This window comes from Pasteurella dagmatis, assembly GCF_900186835.1.
Classification (GTDB): domain Bacteria; phylum Pseudomonadota; class Gammaproteobacteria; order Enterobacterales; family Pasteurellaceae; genus Pasteurella; species Pasteurella dagmatis.
Map to the genome: position 1 here is coordinate 2,203,760 of NZ_LT906448.1, position 22,559 is coordinate 2,226,318.

A 22,559-nucleotide genomic window follows, 5' to 3' on the forward strand; every position below is an offset into this window, starting at 1 on the left:
ATAAAACTTATATAAAAATCTTTTGCAAAATGTACAGTAATGACTGTCAGAGGTGAAATACTATCCGATGATATTCCTGAATTGTTCATCACGATTAGTGAAAAATCTGTCAATATGATCAATTACGTAATGAAATTCTCAAGGGTAAGATTTGTAATTCCAGAATATGTGCCAGCTTATTAAAAGTAGTGCTCCTGTTAAAACAATAGTTGTTATTAGTAAGCACTTGAACGGTCAATATGCTTTGTAGTTGCTTATTTTAGAGTAAGCGATAATGAAAAGGTTACCGTGAAAGTTCAAGGCAAGTGAGCAGTGAAAGGTAAGTTTGTGTGCTCAGTTGATCTGAAATAATAATGAGAGATAAACAGTTTCTTATTAGAGATGCGTTTTAAAGTAGTAAATATATTTAAATCATTGACAATAATAAACACCGCACTTTTAGAAGTGCGGTGTTATTTTTTACGATTTTATCAGCGAATTATGCTTGACCTTTAACCGCTTTTAAACCTAAGAATGGTGCTTTGTCACCTAATGCTTCTTCGATACGGATTAATTGGTTGTATTTCGCGATACGGTCAGAACGGCTCATAGAACCAGTTTTGATTTGACCTGCTGCTGTACCTACTGCTAAGTCTGCGATTGTCGCATCTTCAGTTTCACCAGAGCGGTGTGAAATTACTGCTGTGTAACCAGCATCTTTAGCCATTTTGATTGCTGCTAAAGTTTCAGTTAATGAACCGATTTGGTTGAATTTGATTAAGATAGAGTTCGCGATACCTTTTTCGATACCTTCTTTTAAGATTTTGGTGTTAGTTACGAATAAGTCATCACCCACTAATTGTACTTTGTCACCTAAAACTTTAGTTTGGTATGCGAAACCTTCCCAGTCTGATTCATCTTGACCATCTTCAATAGATACGATTGGGTATTCTTTACATAAACCTTCTAAGTAGTGAGTGAACTCTTGAGAAGTGAATGATTTACCTTCACCTTTCATTTCATACATACCGTTTTCTTTGTTGTAGAACTCAGATGATGCACAGTCCATCGCTAAAGTTACATCTTTACCTAATACATAACCTGCTTTTTCAACTGCTTCTTTGATACAAGCAAGTGCAGCAGCATTTGATTCAAGATTAGGGGCAAAACCACCTTCATCGCCAACTGCTGTGCTTAAGCCTTTCCCTTTTAATACTTTAGCAAGGTTGTGGAATACTTCAGCACCGATACGTAATGCTTCACGTAAAGTTTTTGCACCAACTGGTTGAATCATAAATTCTTGGATATCCACGTTGTTGTCAGCGTGCTCACCACCGTTGATGATATTCATCATTGGTAATGGCATAGAATATTGACCTGGAGTACCGTTTAATTCTGCGATGTGTGCGTAAAGAGGTAAACCTTTAGATGCGGCTGCTGCTTTTGCGTTTGCTAAAGATACTGCTAAGATTGCGTTTGCACCGAATTTAGATTTATTATCTGTACCATCTAAGTCGATCATAATTTGGTCGATTTCAGCTTGGTTTGATGCATCTTTACCTACGATAGCTTGTGCGATTTCGTTGTTCACTGCTGAAACAGCTTTTAATACACCTTTGCCTAAGAAACGTGCTTTGTCACCGTCACGTAATTCTAACGCTTCGCGTGAACCTGTTGATGCGCCTGATGGAGCTGCAGCTAAACCTACGAAGCCACCTTCTAAATGCACTTCAGCTTCAACAGTTGGGTTACCACGAGAGTCGATGATTTCACGGCCGATAACTTTAACGATTTTTGCCATTTTTGTTTTCCTCTTTAAATGAAAATTAAACTAAAACGAATGTTTTGTATCTTAAAATAATTCATATTGTTTGTCTTCTGGAAAATGCGGATTAATTGATTTATATCTAGTTTTTTTAGAGATAAAAATATTAAAAAATCAACCGCACTTTATTTTCAATGATTTTTGTTTAGGCAACGTATTTAGGATAAAATAAACCCCACAAATGTGGGGTTATGAATTATTTTTTCTGATTTTCTTTTGCTGCTTTAACAAAACCTGTAAATAATGGGTGACCATCACGTGGGGTTGATGTAAATTCTGGGTGGAATTGACAGGCTACAAACCAAGGGTGGTTTGGTACTTCAATGATTTCCACTAATTTTTTATCTGCTGATAATCCAGTGATTTTTAAGCCAGCTTTTTCTACTTGTGGGCGTAATACGTTGTTTACTTCGTAACGGTGGCGATGACGTTCTTCGATGGTTTCCGCACCATAAAGCTCACGTGCTTTACTGCCTTCGATTAAATGGCATTGTTGTGCGCCTAAACGCATTGTGCCACCTAAATCTGATTCATCAGTACGGGTTTCAATGTTACCTTCTGCATCTTGCCATTCGGTGATTAACCCTACAACTGGATATTCACAAGCACGCTCAAATTCTGTTGAGTTTGCATTTTTTAAGCCAGCGACGTTACGTGCATATTCGATGTAGGCAACTTGCATACCCAAACAGATACCTAGATAAGGTACATTGTTTTCACGTGCATATTGTGCAGTCAAAATTTTGCCTTCTACGCCACGATTCCCGAATCCACCAGGAACTAAAATACCGTCCACACCTTGTAACACGCATGTGCCTTTCGTTTCTACATCTTGTGAGTCAATATATTTGATCGTTACGTTTAAGCGGTTTTTTAAGCCTGCGTGTTTTAATGCTTCATTCACCGATTTATAGGCATCTGGTAATTCGGTGTATTTCCCTACCATACCAATAGTGACATCGCCAGTTGGGTTTGCTTCTTGGTATAACACTTGTTCCCACTCTGAGAGATCGGCTTCGGGGCAGTCTAAGTGGAAACGTTGGCAAATGAACTCATCTAAACCTTGTGATTTTAATAAGGCTGGAATTTGGTAAATAGAGCTCACATCTTTTAATGAAATAACGGCCCTTTCTGGCACGTTACAGAATAAGGCAATTTTCGCACGCTCATTTGGCGGGATCATACGATCTGAACGGCACACTAATACATCTGGTTGAATACCAATAGATAATAATTCTTTTACAGAATGTTGGGTTGGTTTAGTTTTCACTTCGCCAGCAGTTGGAATATATGGCACTAACGTTAAGTGCATAAAAATCGTGCGTTCACGCCCCACTTGCACTGCTAATTGGCGAAGTGCCTCTAAGAATGGAAGGGATTCGATATCACCTACTGTACCGCCGACTTCAACGATAGCGACATCGTGACCTGCTGCACCATCAATCACACGCGATTTGATTTCGTTAGTAATGTGTGGAATAACTTGAATGGTCGCACCTAAATAGTCGCCACGACGTTCTTTACGTAAGACTTCAGAATAGATTTTACCTGTTGTGAAGTTATTACGTTTTGTCATTTTAGTGCGAATGAAACGTTCGTAGTGACCTAAATCTAAATCCGTTTCTGCCCCGTCTTGGGTTACAAACACTTCACCGTGTTGAGTTGGGCTCATTGTGCCTGGATCGACGTTAATATAAGGATCCAGTTTTAACATTGTTACTTTTAAACCACGAGCTTCTAAGATCGCCGCTAATGATGCCGCAGCAATACCTTTACCTAGGGAAGATACAACACCGCCCGTTACAAAAATATAATTTGTAGCCATATGAAACCTAACTATTGATATGAAAAAAGGATTATTGGATTGAATGAATAATCAAGACGGGAGAGTAGTTTACAGCAAAGGGAAGATTAACTCAATCGTTGTGCAAGGTTTTCTCGTAAAGTCCCTCTTTCTGCTTTGCTTTAACATTATTCTAATTTAGCCCTGAATTTAACAGGTGATTTTGAATTTTATCCAATAATTGTGCATTTTTTATCACGCATTTATAGGTAATCCCTTATTTATATAGTAGAATGTTGCGTTTTTCTATTTTCTTATATATTAAAGAGCATTATTTATATTTTCTTTTTAACTTGAGGTTTTATATGAACAAAAACACATTTGTGGTTGGCTTTATGTTATTCGCCATCTTTTTCGGGGCGGGGAACTTGATTTTCCCTCCTAAGCTAGGTTTTGAAAGTGGTGTCGGTTTCTGGCCAGCGATTATTGGTTTTGTGGCAACGGGTGTGGGGTTACCGCTATTAGGTATTTTAGTAGCAACACGCTATGAAGGTGGCTATAAAAAAGCACTAGAAGATATTCACCCGTGGATTTCTATTTTATTGCTTGGTGCAATTTACTTAACCATTGGACCATTCTTCGCGATTCCACGTACTGCGGCAACGGCATTTGATATGGCGGTGATCCCATTTATTGGCGGTACAGACACTGTTGCATTATTTATTTTCACCCTCATTTATTTCGGTATCACTTTATGGGTAAGTTTAAACCCAACAAAAATGGTGGACCGCATTGGGGCAATCTTAACACCAGCACTTTTAGTGGCAATTATTGCCCTTGTTGTACGTATGGCAAGTATTTTACTTGGCGGTGAGCACGAAAATACCTTAGATACAATGCAAAACCCATTAATCACTGGCTTTATCGAAGGTTACCAAACAATGGACGTATTAGCATCATTTGCTTTCTCAGTTGTAGTAATGAATGCAATTCGCTCGAAAAGTGATAAGAGTAGTAGCTTCATCAAACAGGCGACTTTAGCAAGTATCGTTGCGGCACTTGCGCTTGCGTTTATTTATATCGCAATCGGTTGGATTGGAAACAATATGCTATTAACAGCAGAAACTCTTGCAGATGTGAGTGCGAAAGGTCAAAATTTAGGTGTGTTTATCTTAAATGAAGCAACTGCACAATCATTTGGCGAATTGGGTCGTAGCTTACTTGGTTTAATAGTGACACTTGCGTGTTTAACCACTGCGATTGGCTTAGTTGTTGCAACATCATCTTACTTCAACAGTATTTTTCCTGCGATTTCTTACCGTAACTATGCGATTTTATTCACATTAATTGGTTTTGGTTTAGCAAACCAAGGCTTAAACGCAGTAATTAGTAAATCAGTTCCTGTATTATTAGTACTTTACCCAATTTCAATGACAGCAATGTTATTGTTATTAGTCAACTTAGCTATGCCATTACCAAAATTAGCGAAAGGACTTCCTCTTGTTTTAGTGACTATCGTGTCAATCCTTTCAGTAATGGGTTCAGAACTTGTTTCAGGTTTACCACTTAAAGCACAATCTATGGAATGGTTACCTGTAGCGATTTTAGGTTGTATCGTTGGCTTCATTATCGCAAAAGTAGTACCTTGTAAGGCTTCGTGTGCGAAATAATTCGCTTCCATAACAAAAAGGTCTAGCATATTGCTAGACCTTTTTCTTGCCTGCTATACAGTTTTACAGAAATTGTTTTAAGTAATTCGGTACAACTTCGCTCGCTTTACCATAATGAAATTCTGCAAAATTTGACCGCACTTGACTTGGTTCTAAATTTAGCTCTACGGTATACGCACCATAAAATAATGCTTCTCGCACAAAGCCTGCAGCAGGGTAGACATTGCCTGAGGTACCAATTGAAATAAAATAATCACACTCAGAAAGTGCGGTCTGAATTTTTTCCATTTCTAACGGAATTTCTCCAAACCACACAATATGCGGTCTTAAAGTTTGAGGCGTTGCACAACATTGGCACTTGTTTTGCTCGGTGATGTCTTCTTGCCAATCATAAATTTGACCAGATTTCATGCAGCGCACTTTTAACAATTCACCGTGCATATGGATAATATTTTTTGAGCCTGCACGCTCGTGTAAATTATCGACATTTTGTGTTACAACTAGGAGATTATTGCCGATCTTTTTCTCGAGTTCCGCCAAAGCAATATGCGCGGCATTCGGTCTCACATCATCAGAAAATAATTGTTTACGACGTTCATTATAAAAACGCTGAACTAATTTCGGATCGCGTGCAAAACCTTCAGGTGTTGCAACATCTTCAACACGATGGTTTTCCCATAAACCATCAGAGGCGCGGAACGTTCTAATGCCTGATTCTGCAGAAATCCCTGCGCCTGTTAGTACAACAATTTTTGGTTGTTTTGACATTTTCTATCTCCCTATGAATAAATGACTTAACTAACAGGCTTAAATGCTAAGTTATCAGTCGATCATTTGAGAAAAACAGCTTACTTTTATTCACGTAATTTCTTCAAAATACCTTTCATTTCATCATCAAGTGGGGCATTGATACGTAGCGTTTCCCCAGATTTTGGGTGTTCAAAACGAATGGAAAAGGCATGAAGAAATAAGCGTTTTAAGCCAATTTCACTCATTTGCTCATCAAATTGTTTATCGCCGTATTTATCATCAAACGCAATGGGGTGACCTGCATATTGCGTATGCACACGAATTTGATGGGTACGTCCAGTGACTGGAGAGGCTTTTACTAAAGTCGCATTTTCATAACGTTCTTCAATAGAGAAGCGAGTTTCAGAGGGTTTGCCTTGTTCGCTCACTCGTACAATACGTTCACCGCTGGAGAGTTCATTTTTCAATAATGGTGCTTTAACCACTTTACAGTGCGACTGCCACTGCCCACGCACCAAAGCCAAATAGTCTTTTTGCACTGTTTTTTCACGTAATTGCTCGTGCAAATTGCGTAGAGCAGAACGCTTTTTGGCAACTAATAAAATGCCTGAAGTATCTCGGTCTAAACGATGTACTAATTCAAGAAAACGGGCTTCTGGGCGAAGCGCACGTAAGGCTTCAATCACACCAAAATTCAATCCACTGCCACCATGAACTGCGATTCCAGAAGGCTTGTTAAGTACTAATAAACAATCGTCTTCAAATAAAATCTGGTTTTCTAACTGATTGACTTTGTTTAATTTTGTGGAAACAGGTGCTTGTTCTTTCTCAGACACACGCACAGGTGGCACACGTACAATATCGCTAGCTTGTAATTTATATTCTGGTTTGATACGACCTTTGTTTACACGTACTTCGCCTTTACGCAAAATGCGGTAAATTAAACTTTTTGGCACACCTTTAAGTTTAGCTAATAAATAGTTATCAATGCGTTGCCCCGCTTCTTCTTCACTAATTGTGAGCATTTTTACGCTTTGATTGATGATTTTTTCGTCTTTTTTATTGCTCATTTGAATATTCTTTCTCATTAAAATTACACTGATCATACCATATTTTAGAAAGCCTTGGATGATTAAAATTACCTTGATAAATGAGAGTGATAAGTCCATAATAAGACGTATTTTTATGTCATTAAATTGACTTAAAAATGGAGCGCTATCGTTGAGCGTACATAATGCAGCAAGTGGCATAAGACATTAATAAATCAACGATTTTTAAAATTAAAGATTAAAAATGGCGTATGGCTTGCAAAATCATTTTCTATATCCGATTTTGTTTTGCTAAAGATCAATTTATTTTCTTTAGTAAAGTGATCAATGCACCCAGCAGATGACAGTCGAGAGACAGACATTCTGCGACAGACACGAGGTCGATTACTAAGACAAAAGTGCGGTCATTTTTAATTAAAATCAGAATAAAAAATAGAGTACAAATAATGAAAAGAATGTTAATCAATGCAACTCAAAAAGAAGAGTTGCGCGTTGCACTTGTTGATGGGCAACGTTTATTTGACTTGGATATTGAAAGTCCAGGACATGAGCAAAAAAAAGCAAACATTTACAAAGGCCGTATTACTCGCGTTGAACCAAGTCTTGAAGCTGCGTTTGTTGACTATGGTGCAGAACGCCATGGTTTCTTACCATTAAAAGAAATTGCACGTGAGTATTTCCCAGATGACTATGTTTATCAAGGTCGTCCAAATATTCGTGATATTTTGAGCGAAGGACAAGAAGTTATCGTTCAAGTGAACAAGGAAGAGCGTGGAAACAAAGGTGCTGCATTGACAACTTTTGTTTCTTTAGCAGGAAGTTATTTGGTGATTATGCCAAATAATCCAAGAGCAGGAGGCATTTCACGTCGTATTGAGGGTGATGAGCGTCTAGAGTTAAAAGATGCATTGAGTTCTTTGGAAGTACCAGATGGTGTCGGATTAATTGTTCGTACTGCTGGTGTGGGTAAATCCCCTGAAGAATTACAATGGGACTTAAAAGTGTTGCTACACCATTGGGAGGCGATTAAACAAGCTTCGCAAAGCCGCCCAGCCCCATTTTTAATTCACCAAGAAAGTGATGTGATCGTGCGTGCAATTCGTGATTATCTACGTCGTGATATTGGTGAAATCTTAATTGATAGCCAGAAGGTGTATGAAAAGGCAAAAGCACATATCAAGTTAGTGCGTCCTGATTTCATTAACCGTGTAAAACTTTACCAAGGTGAAGTACCTCTTTTCAGTCACTATCAAATTGAATCGCAAATTGAATCTGCATTCCAACGTGAGGTGCGTTTACCATCAGGTGGTTCAATTGTTATCGATGTGACTGAAGCATTAACAGCGATTGATATTAACTCATCTCGTTCAACACGTGGCGGAGATATCGAAGAAACCGCATTAAACACCAATTTAGAAGCCGCAGATGAAATTGCACGTCAATTACGTTTACGTGACTTAGGTGGTTTGATAGTTATCGACTTTATTGATATGACGCCAGTTCGTCACCAACGTGAAGTTGAAAACCGTATTCGTGATGCGGTTCGTCAAGATCGTGCACGTATTCAAATTAGTCGTATTTCTCGCTTTGGCTTATTAGAAATGTCGCGTCAGCGTTTAAGCCCATCATTAGGGGAGTCTTCTCATCACGTCTGCCCACGCTGTCAAGGTACAGGAAAAATTCGAGATAATGAATCGCTTTCATTATCGATTTTACGCTTAATCGAAGAAGAGGCATTAAAAGAAAATACTAAACAAGTACATACAATTGTGCCTGTGGAAATCGCATCTTACTTATTGAATGAAAAACGTCGTGCAATCAATAACATTGAAAAACGTCACGATGTGGATGTGATTGTAGTGCCAAATGAAGCAATGGAAACACCACATTTCAGCGTGTTCCGTGTACGTGATGGCGAAGAGGTGAATGAATTAAGTTATAACTTAGTGAAACTTCACCAAGAGCAAGATGATCATTTCGTGCCTGAAGAATCTTTAGTATCACGTAATATTGAGGCTGCAGCAGTGACTACTGAAAGTGTGTTAGAAAGTGCAGCTGTTTCTATTTCAATTCCAACGCCTGCACCAGTGCCAGAGAAAAAAGTGGAGAGCAAGCCGTCTTTATTAGCTCGCATTGTGGCAAAAATTAAAGCATTGTTTGCAAGCAAACCAGCTGAAGAGGAAAAATCGAAAAATCCTCGTAACCGGAACAACCGCAATCGCCGTAACCAAGAACGTCGGAATAATCGTCGCTCTCGCTCAGAAAATGTGGAACGTGAAAATACACTAAAACGTAACGAAGAAGAAGTTGTTGCTCGTCCGTCGAAATCAGATCGTAAACGTAATCGTAAAGCAAATGTTGTAGAAAATATAGTTGACACTTCAGCAATTGTAGAAACACAACAAGTTGATGTAGTTGAAACTGAAAAAACTGAACAAGTGACACAACGTCGTCAACGTCGAGATTTACGAAAGAAAGTGCGTATCACAGATGGAGTAGTAGAAGAAAAACCGGCTTTAACAGAAGAAAAAGCAGTTGTAGGGGTTGTTGATAGTCCTATTGAGCAAAATGTAATAGAAATGCCAGGAGAAGTGATTCTGGATGAGGTTATTGTAGCCGTTGAAGAAGGTGAAAATGAAAAACGCCGTGATAATCGTCGCCGTTTGCCACGTCATTTACGCGTAAGCAACCAACGTCGTCGTCGTAATCAAACTGAACAGAAATCACCTATGCCATTATTTGCAGCGGTAGCTTCACCAGAACTAGCAAGTGGTAAAGTGTGCATTGATTACAATAATGTAGTGAGCTTGAAAGAAACTCAACAATTCTTGTCAGTAGATGAGTTACTTGAACAGCAAGAGCAACCAAAAGATATTATTGCAACAACGCCTGCAATAGATATCGTGATTAATGAAATGGAAAAAGGTACTAAACCATTTAATCCATTTATGACACAACCTGCAAACGAGTCTGTGGAGAAAAAGGTCCAAGCCTCTCTTGAGCGTTTAAATGCAGAGCAACTTTTGGTTGAAACTATAGAGGTAACGAAGCAAGTGGTTGAGTTAGAAGCTGATGTCGATGTAGGAAGCAATGAATCTCAAGTTGTTTCTACCGAGCTAGTTCTTGAAAAGGATGCTAAAGAGCAGTCTGAACCTATTGAAATTAAAATAATGTCAGAAAATGACCGCACTTTTAACTTTACTGGTCGTTTAGGCACAATTTCCGCAGTGAAACATACGAAAGCAGAAATGACATTAGCTAAAGCAAGTGATGAAGTGCTTGAAATGGTGCGTATTCCGGCTTGGACGGAGTCACGTTATTACTTCCATGGTAAGGGCTCTGCGGGTCACCACAGTGCGATTAGTCATGTTTACGCAGAACCTACAAGAGCAGAAAGTAAAGAGTAAAAATTTTTAATTTAGCTCTTGTTTTGGGAATTAAGTGGAATTTGAGGGAGAATAAAAAAGATTGGCTTAAAATAAAGCAATCAAATAAAAATATCGATTTAATTGCTTGACTTAAGAGAGTAAAATCCGTATTATTCACCTCGCTTAAATCACGGAGGAATGGTCGAGTGGTTGAAGGCACCGGTCTTGAAAACCGGCGAGGGTTTACGCCCTCCGTGAGTTCGAATCTCACTTCCTCCGCCATCAAATTTAGGGAAAGCCGTAAGTTGTAACTTACGGCTTTTTTATTTTCAAGAATATTGTGCCATAACAAATAATCATCTTCGTCAGGCTAGTTTTTTCGTTGGCTTCCTATCATTTTATTTTTTTGATGCTCTTGCTCCCCTGCTATATCACCTTTTGTAGTAAAGTTTGTTATATATAGCGACATTAAAAAATATAGCTCTAATGAATATGGTTAATAAATAAAGAAAAATAACGTTTAATTAAGACGTATTATAAAAAGAGATATGAGATGAATATATGAAATGGTGCCCCCAACAGGACTTGAACCTGTGACCAATCGATTATGAGTCGACTGCTCTGACCGACTGAGCTATGGGGGCGATCAGGGATGTTTTTAAAACTCGATGATTATAGAGAAATATTAGTCTAAAGTCTAGGTAAAGTATTTTATATGTTGTAAATTTAAACAAAAAAAGACCGTTTATAATTTAACGGTCTTTTTGGTTTTAGCCTTGTGTGAGTTATTCATCTAAGAAGCTGCGTAGTGTTTCAGAACGGCTTGGGTGGCGTAATTTACGTAATGCTTTAGCTTCGATCTGACGAATACGTTCGCGTGTGACATCGAATTGCTTACCTACTTCTTCTAACGTGTGGTCTGTATTCATATCGATACCAAAGCGCATACGTAATACTTTTGCTTCACGTGGTGTTAAACCTTCTAGTACTTCGTGTGTAGCTGCTTTTAAACTTTGTGCTGTTGCAGAATCTAATGGGAGCTCAAGTGTTGAGTCTTCGATGAAGTCACCTAAATGTGAATCATCATCGTCACCAATTGGTGTTTCCATAGAAATGGGTTCTTTCGCAATTTTGAGTACTTTACGGATTTTATCCTCAGGCATACCCATTCGTTCTGCAAGTTCTTCTGGCGAAGCCTCACGTCCCATTTCTTGTAGCATTTGGCGAGAAATACGATTTAATTTATTAATCGTTTCGATCATGTGTACAGGAATACGAATTGTTCTTGCTTGGTCTGCAATTGAACGAGTAATCGCCTGACGAATCCACCAAGTTGCGTAAGTCGAGAATTTATAACCGCGGCGGTATTCAAATTTATCAACTGCTTTCATTAAACCAATGTTACCTTCTTGGATTAAATCTAAGAATTGTAAACCTCGATTGGTGTATTTTTTAGCAATAGAAATGACAAGACGTAAGTTGGCCTCTACCATTTCTTTTTTCGCACGACGAGCTTTTAGTTCACCGGCAGATATGCGTTCACAAACTTCACGGATTTGTTGTACAGTTAAGTTTGTTTGGCGTTCAATTTCAAGAATATTGTCGATAGAAGCACGAATTTCAGCTTCGTGTTTAGCTAGTTTTTCAGACCAAGTTTTACCTGCAGAAAGTGCTTTTACAAGCCAAGTATCTTGGTTTTCATGACCAATAAAGACTTTTTGGAATTGCTCTTTGGGCATTTTTGCTTTATCTACCACGATTTTTTGAATGTTACGTTCTTGTAAGCGAACAGATTTCATCATTCCGCTCATTAAGTTTACAAGCATATCAAATTGTTTTGGTACTAAACGGAATTGTGTGAAGACATCTGCTAAAGCTTGAATTTGATCTTTGGATTTTTTGCTAGCTCTACCGTGTTTAACAATTGTTTCTAATGTTTTGACATGCTGGGTTTTTAATTCAAGAAATTTTGCATGTGCTAGCTCAGGATCAATAGAGTTATCTGAATCGTTGTCATCGGATGTATTTTCTTCTTCGCTTTCCTCTTCTTCCTCTTCAGTGTCGTCTAATTTTGCACCAACGACAGTATCAGAATCTTCATCTTCATCGAAAGATTCGTCAATTTCAGCTACATCTTCTTCAGTAATTGCATTCGGGTCAACAAAGCCTGTGATAAGATCCGCTAAACGAACCCCACCGTCTTCGACTAAGCTATATTGTTCGAGTAAGTAGTTCAGTGCTTCTGGATAAAAAGCAACCGCACTTTGTACTTCGTTGATGCCTTCTTCAATGCGTTTTGCAATGTCAATTTCGCCTTCTCGAGTTAGAAGCTCCACACTTCCCATTTCTCGCATATACATACGTACAGGGTCTGTAGTACGCCCAATTTCAGATTCAACACTTGATAATACTTGAGTTGCTTCTTCTACGGCATCTTCGTCAGTGATTGTTTCACTTAACATCAGATCATCAGCATCTGGGGCTGTTTCAAGTACTTGAATCCCCATATCGTTGATCATCTGAATAATATCTTCAATTTGTTCGGCATCTACAAGTTCTTCCGGAAGATGATCGTTTACTTCCGCATATGTAAGATAGCCTTGTTCCTTGCCTTGTGCGATTAACAATTTCAATTGAGATTGTGGATTTTGATCCATAATGTAATATCCGCCTTGATTGAGTAGTTATGAAGATAAAATACGGTTGATTTTATCATTGTTATCGTAGATTAACTATGCCTTTTGTTGTTTTTTGAGTAATAATTGAGTGAGCTTTTGTCGTTCATTAACGCTTAACCCTTCAGCACGATCTTTAGCAATAAGTGAATCAATCTCACGTTCTACTAATTGAAAGTAAAAATAGCGTAGAGTCGCCTTAAAATTTTCTTCAATTTGCTCTTCTTCGACTAAATGATCCCACATTGCTAAAATTTCAAGGGCTTTGCTATATTCGCTATCTCGCCAATATTCCAGTATTTGTCCTGTAGTAATTCCTATTTTTTCTTGGCAAAGTGCGGTCAATTTTTCGAATAAATCTAATCCAGACTCATTTAATACACGTAGTGGTGTAAGGTTTGGTACAAGTTGTGCGAGTTCGGGATTTTGTAATAATAATGCAATGAGTACACGCATTGGTGTTCTTTTCACTGCTTGTGGTTGTGAAGATGTTTTTATTTCCGAATGGGTCGGAATCAAATTTTCTAATTGTGCTTGATCCAAGATTCCGAGTTTTTGCGCTAGTGTATTACGTAGTGACAAACGTAGCATAGCACCTGGGATCTTTTTAATTAATGGGACTGCAAGGGCTGCTAATTTTGTTTTGCCTTCTTTGGTAGAAAAATCTACTTGTGGAGTAAGGCTAGAGAATAAAAATTCACTTAGTGATAGTGCTTTTTGAATATATTCTTCAAAACCTGATTTTCCATACTGGCGAATAAATGAGTCAGGATCTTCTCCGTCAGGTAAGAAAATAAATTTTAGTTGTCTGCCATCTTCTAAGTATGGCAATGCATTTTCAAATGCTCGCCAAGCAGCTTCGCGTCCTGCCCGGTCACCGTCATAGCAACAAATTGCTTGCTCTGTTGAACGAAATAGCAGTTGGATTTGTTCTGCTGTTGTTGCCGTACCGAGCGAAGCAACAGCATAATCAACGCCAAATTGGGCTAATGCTACTACATCCATATAACCTTCAACTACCAACAACATTTCAGGTGTTTCATTTTTCTGTAAGGCTTCATATAAACCGTAAAGTTCGTTGCCCTTGTGGTAAGTTGCGGTTTCTGGTGAGTTTAAATATTTAGGTTTTTCATCCCCTAATACTCGTCCACCAAATGCAATTGTGCGTCCACGGCGATCTCGAATAGGGAACATAATACGATGACGAAAACGATCGTAGATTTTCCCTTGTTCATTACGTGAGAGCATACCAAGATCAAACAATTTTTGTTGATCTTCATTGCTTCTACCAAAGTGTTGTAACACAGCATCAAAACTATTCGGTACAAAGCCTATCTGGAAACGAGCGATGATCTCAGATGAAAGTCCACGTTGTTGTAAATAACTTTGTGCAGGGATATGTTGTGCTAATTGTTGTTGATAGAACTCTGCAATGGTTTGCATTAGTTCATACAAGTTACGTTTAGTTTGGTAATTGATTTGCTTATTGTTAAAGTGCGGTTTGTTCTCACGAGGAATTTCTAAACCTAGCATACCAGCAAGTTCTTCAATGGCTTCTATGAACTCTAATTTATCGTATTCCATTAAGAAAGAAATTGCATTACCGTGTGCGCCACAGCCGAAGCAATGATAAAACTGTTTTTTTTGACTAACAGTGAACGAAGGTGTTTTTTCGTGGTGGAAAGGGCAGCAAGCTTGATAATCTCTCCCTGCTTTTTTGAGTTTTACTCTTGAATTGATGAGCTCCACAATATCTGTTTTGGCTAACAGATCATCAATAAATGTACGTGGAATTGAGCCTTTCATCAAGTATGTGCCCTTAGTTTGAGATTAAAAAATGGAGCTGATTGAATGAAACAAAACCGTGATACCAATTGGTTTCACGGTTTTGTATAACTCGAGTTAAAAATACTTTATTTAGTATTAGTATAAACGTGTATTACGTGCATTTTCACGAGCCACACGTTTAGCATGACGTTTAGCACGAGTTGCGTTTTCGCGTTTACGGATAGTTGTTGGTTTCTCGTAGAACTCACGGCTGCGAACTTCTGCTAAGATACCAGCTTTTTCGCAAGAGCGTTTAAAACGACGTAATGCAACGTCAAATGATTCGTTTTCACGTACTTTAATTACAGGCATAAGCCAATCACCTCAATGGAATTAATTTTGCAATTGCTAATTTATCTTACCGTTTGGAATAAACGGCTTATTCAATAAAGGTCGCAATTTTAATCTACTTTTCATTTAAAAGCAAAGGGAAGTTTGATCTTTTCTACAAAAATGCTGTCTCAAACTGGTTAAAGCATATTAAACAAGGTAGAATCTTATGCTAAAGATAATTGAAAGGAATATAAAATGCGAGTGTTAGGCATTGAAACATCTTGTGATGAAACAGGTGTAGCGATTTATGATGAAGAAAAAGGGTTAGTCGCTAACCAACTCTATACCCAAATTGCGTTGCACGCTGATTATGGTGGAGTGGTGCCTGAATTAGCGTCACGAGATCATATCCGTAAAACTGCACCATTGATTCAAACAGCATTAGCTGAGGCGAATTTAAAACCTGAAGATATTGATGGGATTGCTTATACCTCAGGTCCGGGGCTTGTCGGTGCGTTATTAGTGGGATCAACGATTGCAAGATCCTTAGCTTATGCTTGGAATGTGCCTGCAATTGGTGTGCATCATATGGAAGGACATTTATTAGCTCCAATGCTTGAAGATAATCCTCCTGAATTTCCTTTTGTTGCGTTGCTCGTTTCGGGTGGGCACACACAGTTAGTGCGTGTAGATGGTGTTGGTCAATATGTGTTATTAGGTGAATCAATTGATGACGCAGCAGGAGAAGCCTTTGATAAAACAGCTAAATTATTAGGATTAGATTATCCCGGCGGTGCGGCACTGGCTCGTTTAGCAGAAAAAGGTGATCCTAAGCGTTTTACTTTCCCTCGACCAATGACGGATCGTCCAGGATTAGATTTTAGCTTCTCAGGCTTAAAAACCTTTGCTGCCAATACGATCACGCAAGCGATCAAAGAAGAAGGTGAATTAACCGAACAAACCAAAGCTGATATTGCATATGCTTTCCAACAAGCGGTTGTGGAAACATTGGCGATCAAATGTCGTCGCGCATTAAAAGAAACGGGCTTTAAACGTTTAGTCATTGCTGGTGGTGTGAGTGCGAATAAACAACTTCGTCACGATTTGGCACAGTTAATGCAACAATTAAAAGGCGAAGTGTTTTATCCTCAACCGCAATTTTGTACCGATAATGGTGCAATGATTGCTTACACGGGTTTTTTACGTTTAAAACAGGGAGAACGCCAATCCCTTTCCATTCAAGTGAAACCGCGCTGGGCAATGACAGAACTTTCTGCTATTAGCCAGAATTAAAAAGGATAAACAAATGAGTGACCAATTAAAAATAAGAGCAATACGTGCAGCAAGTGTTGGCTGTATATTAATGTTAATTGCTATTGCTATTTTTGTTTTTATTCTTCCTTCTGAGGAACTGATTAACTATTTGACATTGGCAGGCAACTCAGTTGGTGGTGGAACAACATTCGGTATTTTGATGTTAGCAGCATTACCGCCATTAATGGGGGGGATTTTTTATTATTTTTGGATGTGGGTGCTCAAATAATATGGCAAAACTTTATTTTTATTATTCAACAATGAACGCGGGTAAGTCCACTACTTTATTGCAATCTTCCTATAATTATCAAGAACGTCATATGAATACCTTGGTTTATACTGCCGCAATTGATGATCGTTTTGGTACTGGGAAGGTGACATCACGTATTGGTATTAGCCAAGATGCCCAACTTTTCTATAAAGACACTAACTTATTTGATGCGATTTCTGAACACATTCAGCAGCAAACACTACATTGTATTTTAGTTGATGAAGCACAGTTCTTAACTAAAGAACAGGTCTATCAATTGAGTGAGGTTGTAGATAAATTGCATATTCCTGTCTTGTGTTATGGTTTACGTACGGATTTCCAAGCAGAACTTTTTGAAGGCAGTAAATACTTACTTGCTTGGGCAGATCAACTAGAAGAACTGAAAACTATTTGCTATTGCGGGCGTAAAGCGAACTTTGTTTTACGTTTAAATGAAAATGGTGAGGTCGTCAGAGATGGTGTGCAAATTCAAATTGGTGGTAATGACACTTATATGTCAGTGTGCCGTTTACATTATAAAGAGAAAATTTCTCCCTAACGTGTAAATAGAAAATATACAAAAGTGCGGTCAATTTTGGGAAAATTTAATCAGAAAAGGCGGTGTTTAAAACCGCCTTTTTCGCTGTCTATTAACGCATTGTCACAAATTCTTCAGAACCTGTTGGGTGGATTGCGACAGTATTGTCGAAATCAGCTTTTGTTGCCCCCATTTTAATTGCGACAGCAAAACCTTGGATCATTTCATCAATACCAAAACCAATACCGTGTAAACCAACGATTTTCTCTTCTTTGCCTACGCAAACGAGCTTCATTCGGCAAGGTTGGCGATGTTGTGTTACAGCACTGTACATTGGAGTGAAAGAGGATTTATATACTTTCACATTTTCTTTACCATATTGCTCAATTGCTTTGGGTTCGGTTAAACCGATCGCACCAATTGGAGGGTGGCTGAATACAACCGTTGGCACTAAGTTGTAATCTAAATGTTCATTTGGCTTATTGTTAAATAAACGCTCAGAAAGGCGACGTCCTGCTGCAACCGCAACCGGTGTTAATTCAATACCGCCTTCAATGATATCACCAACTGCATAAATACCTTTTACATTGGTGTTTTGGTATTTATCTACTTTTATAAAACCACGTTCATTCGTTTTCACACCTGTTGCTGCAAGATTGATTACATCAGTTGCTGGCTCACGTCCAATTGCCCAAACCAAGCAATCTACATCTTGGCTTCGACCATCCTCTAATTTAATAGTTAATGAACCATCTTTGTTTTTGATAACTTCTTGTGGAATTGCTGTAGTATGCAATTGAATGCCATCTTGTTGGATCACTTCTAATAATGTATCAACGATCAACGGATCAAAGTTACGTAGTGGAGCATGTTGACGTACAAATAGGTGAGTTTCAACACCAAAGCTATTCATTACACCGGCAAGCTCAACTGCGATATAACCAGCGCCCACTATGGCAATGCGTTTTGGTAATTCGGTTAAAGCAAATACGCCATCAGAGTCAATGCCATATTCTGCACCCGGAATAGAAGGATGACTCGGACGACCGCCTGTAGCAATCAGAATATGATCGGCTGTGATTTGTTCACCATTCACTTCTACAGTATGTGCATTAACAAATTTCGCAAAACCTTGGATAACATCAACATTATTTTTTGCTAACACGTTGTTATAAGAGGTGTGAATGCGGTCTATATAAGCTTGGCGGCTTTCCACTAATTTTGCGAAATCAAATTTATTTACACTGATGTCAAAACCATAATCTGGTGCATAAAGGTTAATTGCTTCTGCAATTTGTGCGCCGTGCCACATGACTTTCTTCGGTACACAACCGACATTCACACAAGTCCCCCCCAAGTGTTTTGCTTCAATAATGGCACATTTTTTACCATAGCTTGCCGCACGGTTAATTGAGGCTATACCACCGCTACCGCCACCGATAGCAATATAATCATAATGTTTTGTCATCGTTCAATTCCTTCTAAATAAGTGGTTACGAGAAATATATTTATTGTGCAGCATAATAATATACAAGGCAAAGTAATGTTGTGTATTATTTCGATTGGAGATCATTTATTCTGGTGTAATCCAATTTACCGACCAACTGCCTGTTCCTTCAGGAATAAGGTTTTTTGTTAAATAAGGCAAAATTTTCTTCATTTGTTGTTCAAGTGTCCAAGGTGGATTAATCACGATAATTCCACTTGCTGTCATACCTCGTTGTTCTGTATCTGGGCGCACAGCCAACTCAATTTGTAAGATTTTACGGATTCCTGTATTTTCTAAATTTCTCACCATACGTTTAACTTGTTGGCGTAAGACAACAGGATACCAAATCGCATAAACTCCCGTTGCAAAACGTTTGTAGCCTTCTTCGATCGTATTAACGACTAAATCATAATCCTCTTTTAATTCATAGGGTGGATCAATAAGCACTAAGCCACGTCGTTCTTTGGGTGGTAGAGTCGCTTTCACTTGCATAAAGCCGTTATCACGTTTAGTGGTAATATTTTCAAACTCTTTGAAATTATTACGTAATAAAGGGAAATCACTTGGGTGTAATTCAGTTAGTAATGCACGATCTTGAGGGCGTAACATTGTTGCTGCAATTAAGGGTGAACCTGCGTAATAACGTAGTTCTTTACCACCATAATTGAATTTTTTGATGAGTTTTATATAGCGAGCCACTTCTTCGGGTAAATCATCGCATTGCCAAAGTCGTCCGATTCCTTCTTCAAATTCAGCTGTTTTTTCTGATTCTTCACTGAATAAGCGATAACGTCCAACGCCAGCATGTGTGTCTAAATAATAAAAGCCTTTCTCTTTTTGTTGAAGACTTTCAATAATTAACATTAATACAATGTGTTTTAACACATCTGCGTGGTTGCCAGCGTGAAAGCTGTGACGGTAACTAAGCATAATAACGCCTTTAAAACTAATAATGGTAAAAGCGTATTATAAAGAATTTTTTTGGGATCGCTATTAAAGATAAAGATGCACTCCATATTAATTACGTTATGAAGGAAGACATGGGCAAACAAACAAGGCACTACTTTATGAAAATAGTGCCTTGTAAAAGTGCGGTTGGTTTTAGAATAATTCTTGATATTCACCTGTGACAGGTTTGCCCGGGCTATCTTGTAATTCAGGTGGTACATAATATCCACGTTCTTCAACATAAGCTCGTTTCGGCTCAGTACCTTTAATGAAATATTCTATACGTCCGCCACTGTTTGACAGTAGGCCAGAACGTCTATCAATAGATTTCTCAATGATGTTTGGTGGTAATTCAAGTTTACGTTCAGGAATATCTGATAAAGCTTTTTTCATATAAGCAATCCAAGCGGGCATCGCAGTTTTTGCACCAGCCTCGCCACGACCTAAATCACGTTTGTTATCATCAAAGCCTACATAAACGGCTGTCGTGAGGTTTGCGCCAAAACCTGCATACCACGCTACTTTGGCGTTGTTGGTCGTTCCTGTTTTACCACCAATATCTTGGCGTTTAAACTCTTTTGACATACGCCAACTTGTACCCACCCAGCTTTGACCTGCTTCACCATACACCGCAGAGGTTAAGGCGCTTCTAACTAAGAAGGCAAGTTCACCGCTGATAACACGTGGTGCATATTGGGTTTCTGAGTTTTCAGTTTTTGCTTCAGCCATAAAGTCGAGATTTTTTTCATCAATCTGTTTGGTTTCCAGCGGTTGTAAATCTGGAATATCTGGCACAACTTCGATTTGTTCTGCATCTTCCTCGTCTGCACTGAGAACAGTATCATCGCTATTAATATTTTCAGTCAGGCTTAAATCATAGTTTTTAAAGCCATCGAGTTTTTCTGTTTCGCCGTAAAGCACAGGAATATCGTGGCAAGTAATACAAGCAATTTTAGGGTTTGCTAAGAAAATTTCTTTGCCTGTGTTATCTAAAATTCGGTTAATGATAAAAGGATCAATTAAGAATCCGCCATTATCAAATACCGCATAGCCTCTTGCCATCTCAAGCGGTGTAAATGATGCTGCTCCTAATGCAAGTGCTTCACTGGCAAAATATTGGTCACGTTTGAAGCCAAAGCGTTGTAAAAATTCCGCAGTGTATTCAATTCCTGCCATTTGCATTGCGCGAATTGCAATCATATTTTTAGATAACCCTAATCCCACACGTAAACGCATTGGACCATCAAAACGGTTTGGAGAGTTTTTCGGTACCCATGCTTTTTGCCCTTGCTTTTGTACCACTAAAGGCGAGTCTTGTAATACACTTGATAGGGTTAACCCTTTTTCTAATGCTGCTGCGTAAATAAATGGTTTTATCGAAGAACCAACTTGAACTAAAGATTGTGTCGCGCGGTTAAACTTACTTTGCTCAAAACTAAATCCACCCACTAATGCTTCAATAGCACCATTGTCACTGTTAAGTGAAATCAGTGCGGAGTTCGCTTCAGGAATTTGCCCTAGCACCCATTCATTTTTGCTATTTTGACGGATCCAAATTTGATCGCCGGCTTTTACTGGATTTTTACCTGCCCAACGCATTCCGGCAGGGCTTAACGTCATTTTTTCACCTGAAGTAAGTAACAATTCTGCGCCATTTTTGCCTATACTAAGTACCGCTGCAGGAAAGAGCGGTGCAGAATTTGGTAATTTTTTCAAAAATCCAATAATACGCTCTTGTTCCCATTCAGTTTCTCCTTTTTTCCAAAGAGGTGCACCTCCACGGTAACCGTGACGCATATCGTAATCAATTAAGTTATTGCGTAAGGCAATTTGGGCTTCTTCTTGGTCTTTTGAAAGTACTGTCGTGTAAACTTTAAATCCGCTTGTATACGCTTTTTCTTCGCCAAATCGTCTGACCATTTCTTGGCGTACCATTTCAGTTACATATTCGGCACGAAAATCAATTTGTGCTCCGTGATAACGGGCTACTATTGGCTCTTTAATTGCGGCATCGTGTTCTTCTTGTGTGATGTATTTGGTTGTCAGCATTCGACCTAATACTATGTTACGACGTTCTTCTGCACGTTTGAGCGAGTAAAGTGGATTCATTGTTGAAGGTGCTTTTGGTAATCCTGCGATAATTGCAATTTCAGATAATGTGAGATCGTCAAGTTCTTTACCAAAATAGGTTTTTGCTGCAGCAGCCACACCATAAGAGCGGTAGCCTAAATAAATTTTGTTTAAATAGAGTTCTAATATTTCATTCTTAGTTAAGGTGTTTTCAATATCAATGGCAAGAATTGCCTCTTTAGCTTTACGTTCAATGGATTTTTCAGGCGTGAGGAAGAAGTTTCTTGCTAATTGTTGAGTAATAGTACTCGCTCCTTGTGATGCTCCCCCTTTGCTGATTGCCACTTTAATCGCACGAGCAATCCCGATTGGGTCAACACCGTGGTGGTGATAAAAGCGAGCATCTTCAGTGGCAAGTACAGCATCAATAATTTTTTGCGGAATTTTATCTAAGGGTACAGGAATGCGACGCTGTTCACCCACTTCTCCAATGAGTTTTCCATCAGCTGTATAAATTTGCATAGGTTGCTGGAGTTCAACTGTTTTTAAGCTTTCTACATCAGGTAATCCTTGCTTTAAATAAAGATAGACAGCACCTGCTGCGATACAACCGAGTAAGAAAACGGTGAGTAGCGTACTTAATATTAATTTTGCGATCCGCATCGAAAAATTCTCTCTTAGTTAATGCTTAGTTATAAAAAACTGTGAAAAATTATCCTTACAGTATAAAGACTCGAGGTTTAAATCCAAA

General features: G+C 38.6%; 14 protein-coding genes, 2 tRNA genes and 2 pseudogenes. 7 read left to right on the plus strand and 11 right to left on the minus strand.

Annotation, left to right across the window (positions count from 1 at the left end; all coding sequences use genetic code 11):
- Window positions 1-478: 478 nt before the first annotated feature.
- Both eno and pyrG read right to left on the minus strand, forming a co-directional pair.
- A complete protein-coding gene (gene eno / locus CKV78_RS10090) occupies window positions 479-1,780 on the minus strand; it encodes a phosphopyruvate hydratase (protein WP_005764861.1) in 1,302 nt (433 codons plus the stop codon).
- Between the two features lie 220 nt (window positions 1,781-2,000).
- Window positions 2,001-3,629: a glutamine hydrolyzing CTP synthase gene (gene pyrG / locus CKV78_RS10095; RefSeq protein ID WP_005764863.1), complete on the minus strand. Its 1,629-nt coding sequence runs from the start codon at window positions 3,627-3,629 to the stop codon at window positions 2,001-2,003.
- A 323-nt stretch (window positions 3,630-3,952) separates the two neighbouring features.
- Here pyrG and brnQ point away from each other — a divergent pair, with 323 nt between their 5' ends.
- Window positions 3,953-5,257 carry a branched-chain amino acid transport system II carrier protein gene (gene brnQ / locus CKV78_RS10100; RefSeq protein ID WP_005764865.1) on the plus strand — a complete coding sequence of 435 codons (1,305 nt, stop codon included), beginning with the start codon at window positions 3,953-3,955 and terminating at the stop codon, window positions 5,255-5,257.
- A gap of 63 nt (window positions 5,258-5,320) precedes the next feature.
- On the opposite strand, the gene cobB is transcribed toward brnQ, so the two are convergent.
- Both cobB and rluC read right to left on the minus strand, forming a co-directional pair.
- Complete coding sequence (gene cobB, locus CKV78_RS10105) at window positions 5,321-6,025, minus strand: Sir2 family NAD+-dependent deacetylase (RefSeq protein WP_005764866.1); 705 nt, start codon at window positions 6,023-6,025, stop codon at window positions 5,321-5,323.
- An 86-nt stretch (window positions 6,026-6,111) separates the two neighbouring features.
- A complete protein-coding gene (gene rluC / locus CKV78_RS10110) occupies window positions 6,112-7,077 on the minus strand; it encodes a 23S rRNA pseudouridine(955/2504/2580) synthase RluC (protein ID WP_032855656.1) in 966 nt (321 codons plus the stop codon).
- Between the two features lie 425 nt (window positions 7,078-7,502).
- On the opposite strand from rluC, the pseudogene rne reads away from it, so the two are divergent.
- The 3 genes and pseudogenes from rne to CKV78_RS10120 form a co-directional block, all read left to right on the plus strand.
- Window positions 7,503-10,071: pseudogene (gene rne, locus CKV78_RS10115) on the plus strand (ribonuclease E); the annotation flags it as partial.
- A gap of 179 nt (window positions 10,072-10,250) precedes the next feature.
- Window positions 10,251-10,463: pseudogene (locus CKV78_RS10725) on the plus strand (hypothetical protein); the annotation flags it as partial.
- 153 nt (window positions 10,464-10,616) lie between these two features.
- Window positions 10,617-10,706: transfer RNA gene (locus CKV78_RS10120), tRNA-Ser, on the plus strand.
- A 285-nt stretch (window positions 10,707-10,991) separates the two neighbouring features.
- On the opposite strand, the gene CKV78_RS10125 is transcribed toward CKV78_RS10120, so the two are convergent.
- The 4 genes from CKV78_RS10125 to rpsU form a co-directional block, all read right to left on the minus strand.
- A tRNA-Ile gene (locus CKV78_RS10125) sits at window positions 10,992-11,068 on the minus strand.
- Between the two features lie 141 nt (window positions 11,069-11,209).
- Entirely contained in the window at window positions 11,210-13,081 is a 1,872-nt protein-coding gene (rpoD, locus tag CKV78_RS10130; protein ID WP_005764872.1) for an RNA polymerase sigma factor RpoD, read from the minus strand.
- A 75-nt stretch (window positions 13,082-13,156) separates the two neighbouring features.
- A complete protein-coding gene (gene dnaG / locus CKV78_RS10135) occupies window positions 13,157-14,905 on the minus strand; it encodes a DNA primase (RefSeq protein ID WP_005764874.1) in 1,749 nt (582 codons plus the stop codon).
- Between the two features lie 117 nt (window positions 14,906-15,022).
- The gene (gene rpsU / locus CKV78_RS10140) at window positions 15,023-15,238 is read right to left on the minus strand and encodes a 30S ribosomal protein S21 (protein ID WP_005717672.1); all 216 of its coding nucleotides are present in this window, start codon (window positions 15,236-15,238) and stop codon (window positions 15,023-15,025) included.
- 216 nt (window positions 15,239-15,454) lie between these two features.
- Here rpsU and tsaD point away from each other — a divergent pair, with 216 nt between their 5' ends.
- Genes tsaD through CKV78_RS10155 form a run of 3 tightly spaced genes read left to right on the plus strand, consistent with a single transcriptional unit; the run spans window position 15,455 to window position 17,322 of the window.
- Window positions 15,455-16,492, plus strand: coding sequence for a tRNA (adenosine(37)-N6)-threonylcarbamoyltransferase complex transferase subunit TsaD (tsaD, locus tag CKV78_RS10145; protein WP_005764876.1), 1,038 nt, complete (start codon window positions 15,455-15,457; stop codon window positions 16,490-16,492).
- A gap of 13 nt (window positions 16,493-16,505) precedes the next feature.
- Entirely contained in the window at window positions 16,506-16,742 is a 237-nt protein-coding gene (locus CKV78_RS10150; protein ID WP_005764878.1) for a hypothetical protein, read from the plus strand.
- Between the two features lies 1 nt (window position 16,743).
- The gene (locus tag CKV78_RS10155) at window positions 16,744-17,322 is read left to right on the plus strand and encodes a thymidine kinase (protein WP_005764879.1); all 579 of its coding nucleotides are present in this window, start codon (window positions 16,744-16,746) and stop codon (window positions 17,320-17,322) included.
- Window positions 17,323-17,413: 91 nt separating this feature from the next.
- Here the strand turns inward: CKV78_RS10155 and gorA are convergent, their stop codons facing one another.
- The 3 genes from gorA to CKV78_RS10170 form a co-directional block, all read right to left on the minus strand.
- Entirely contained in the window at window positions 17,414-18,769 is a 1,356-nt protein-coding gene (gene gorA, locus CKV78_RS10160; protein ID WP_005764881.1) for a glutathione-disulfide reductase, read from the minus strand.
- A 105-nt stretch (window positions 18,770-18,874) separates the two neighbouring features.
- Window positions 18,875-19,720 (minus strand): 23S rRNA (adenine(2030)-N(6))-methyltransferase RlmJ, encoded by an 846-nt coding sequence (locus CKV78_RS10165; protein ID WP_005764883.1) that lies wholly within the window; start codon window positions 19,718-19,720, stop codon window positions 18,875-18,877.
- A gap of 171 nt (window positions 19,721-19,891) precedes the next feature.
- Complete coding sequence (locus CKV78_RS10170) at window positions 19,892-22,471, minus strand: penicillin-binding protein 1A (RefSeq protein WP_005764886.1); 2,580 nt, start codon at window positions 22,469-22,471, stop codon at window positions 19,892-19,894.
- Window positions 22,472-22,559: the final 88 nt, after the last annotated feature.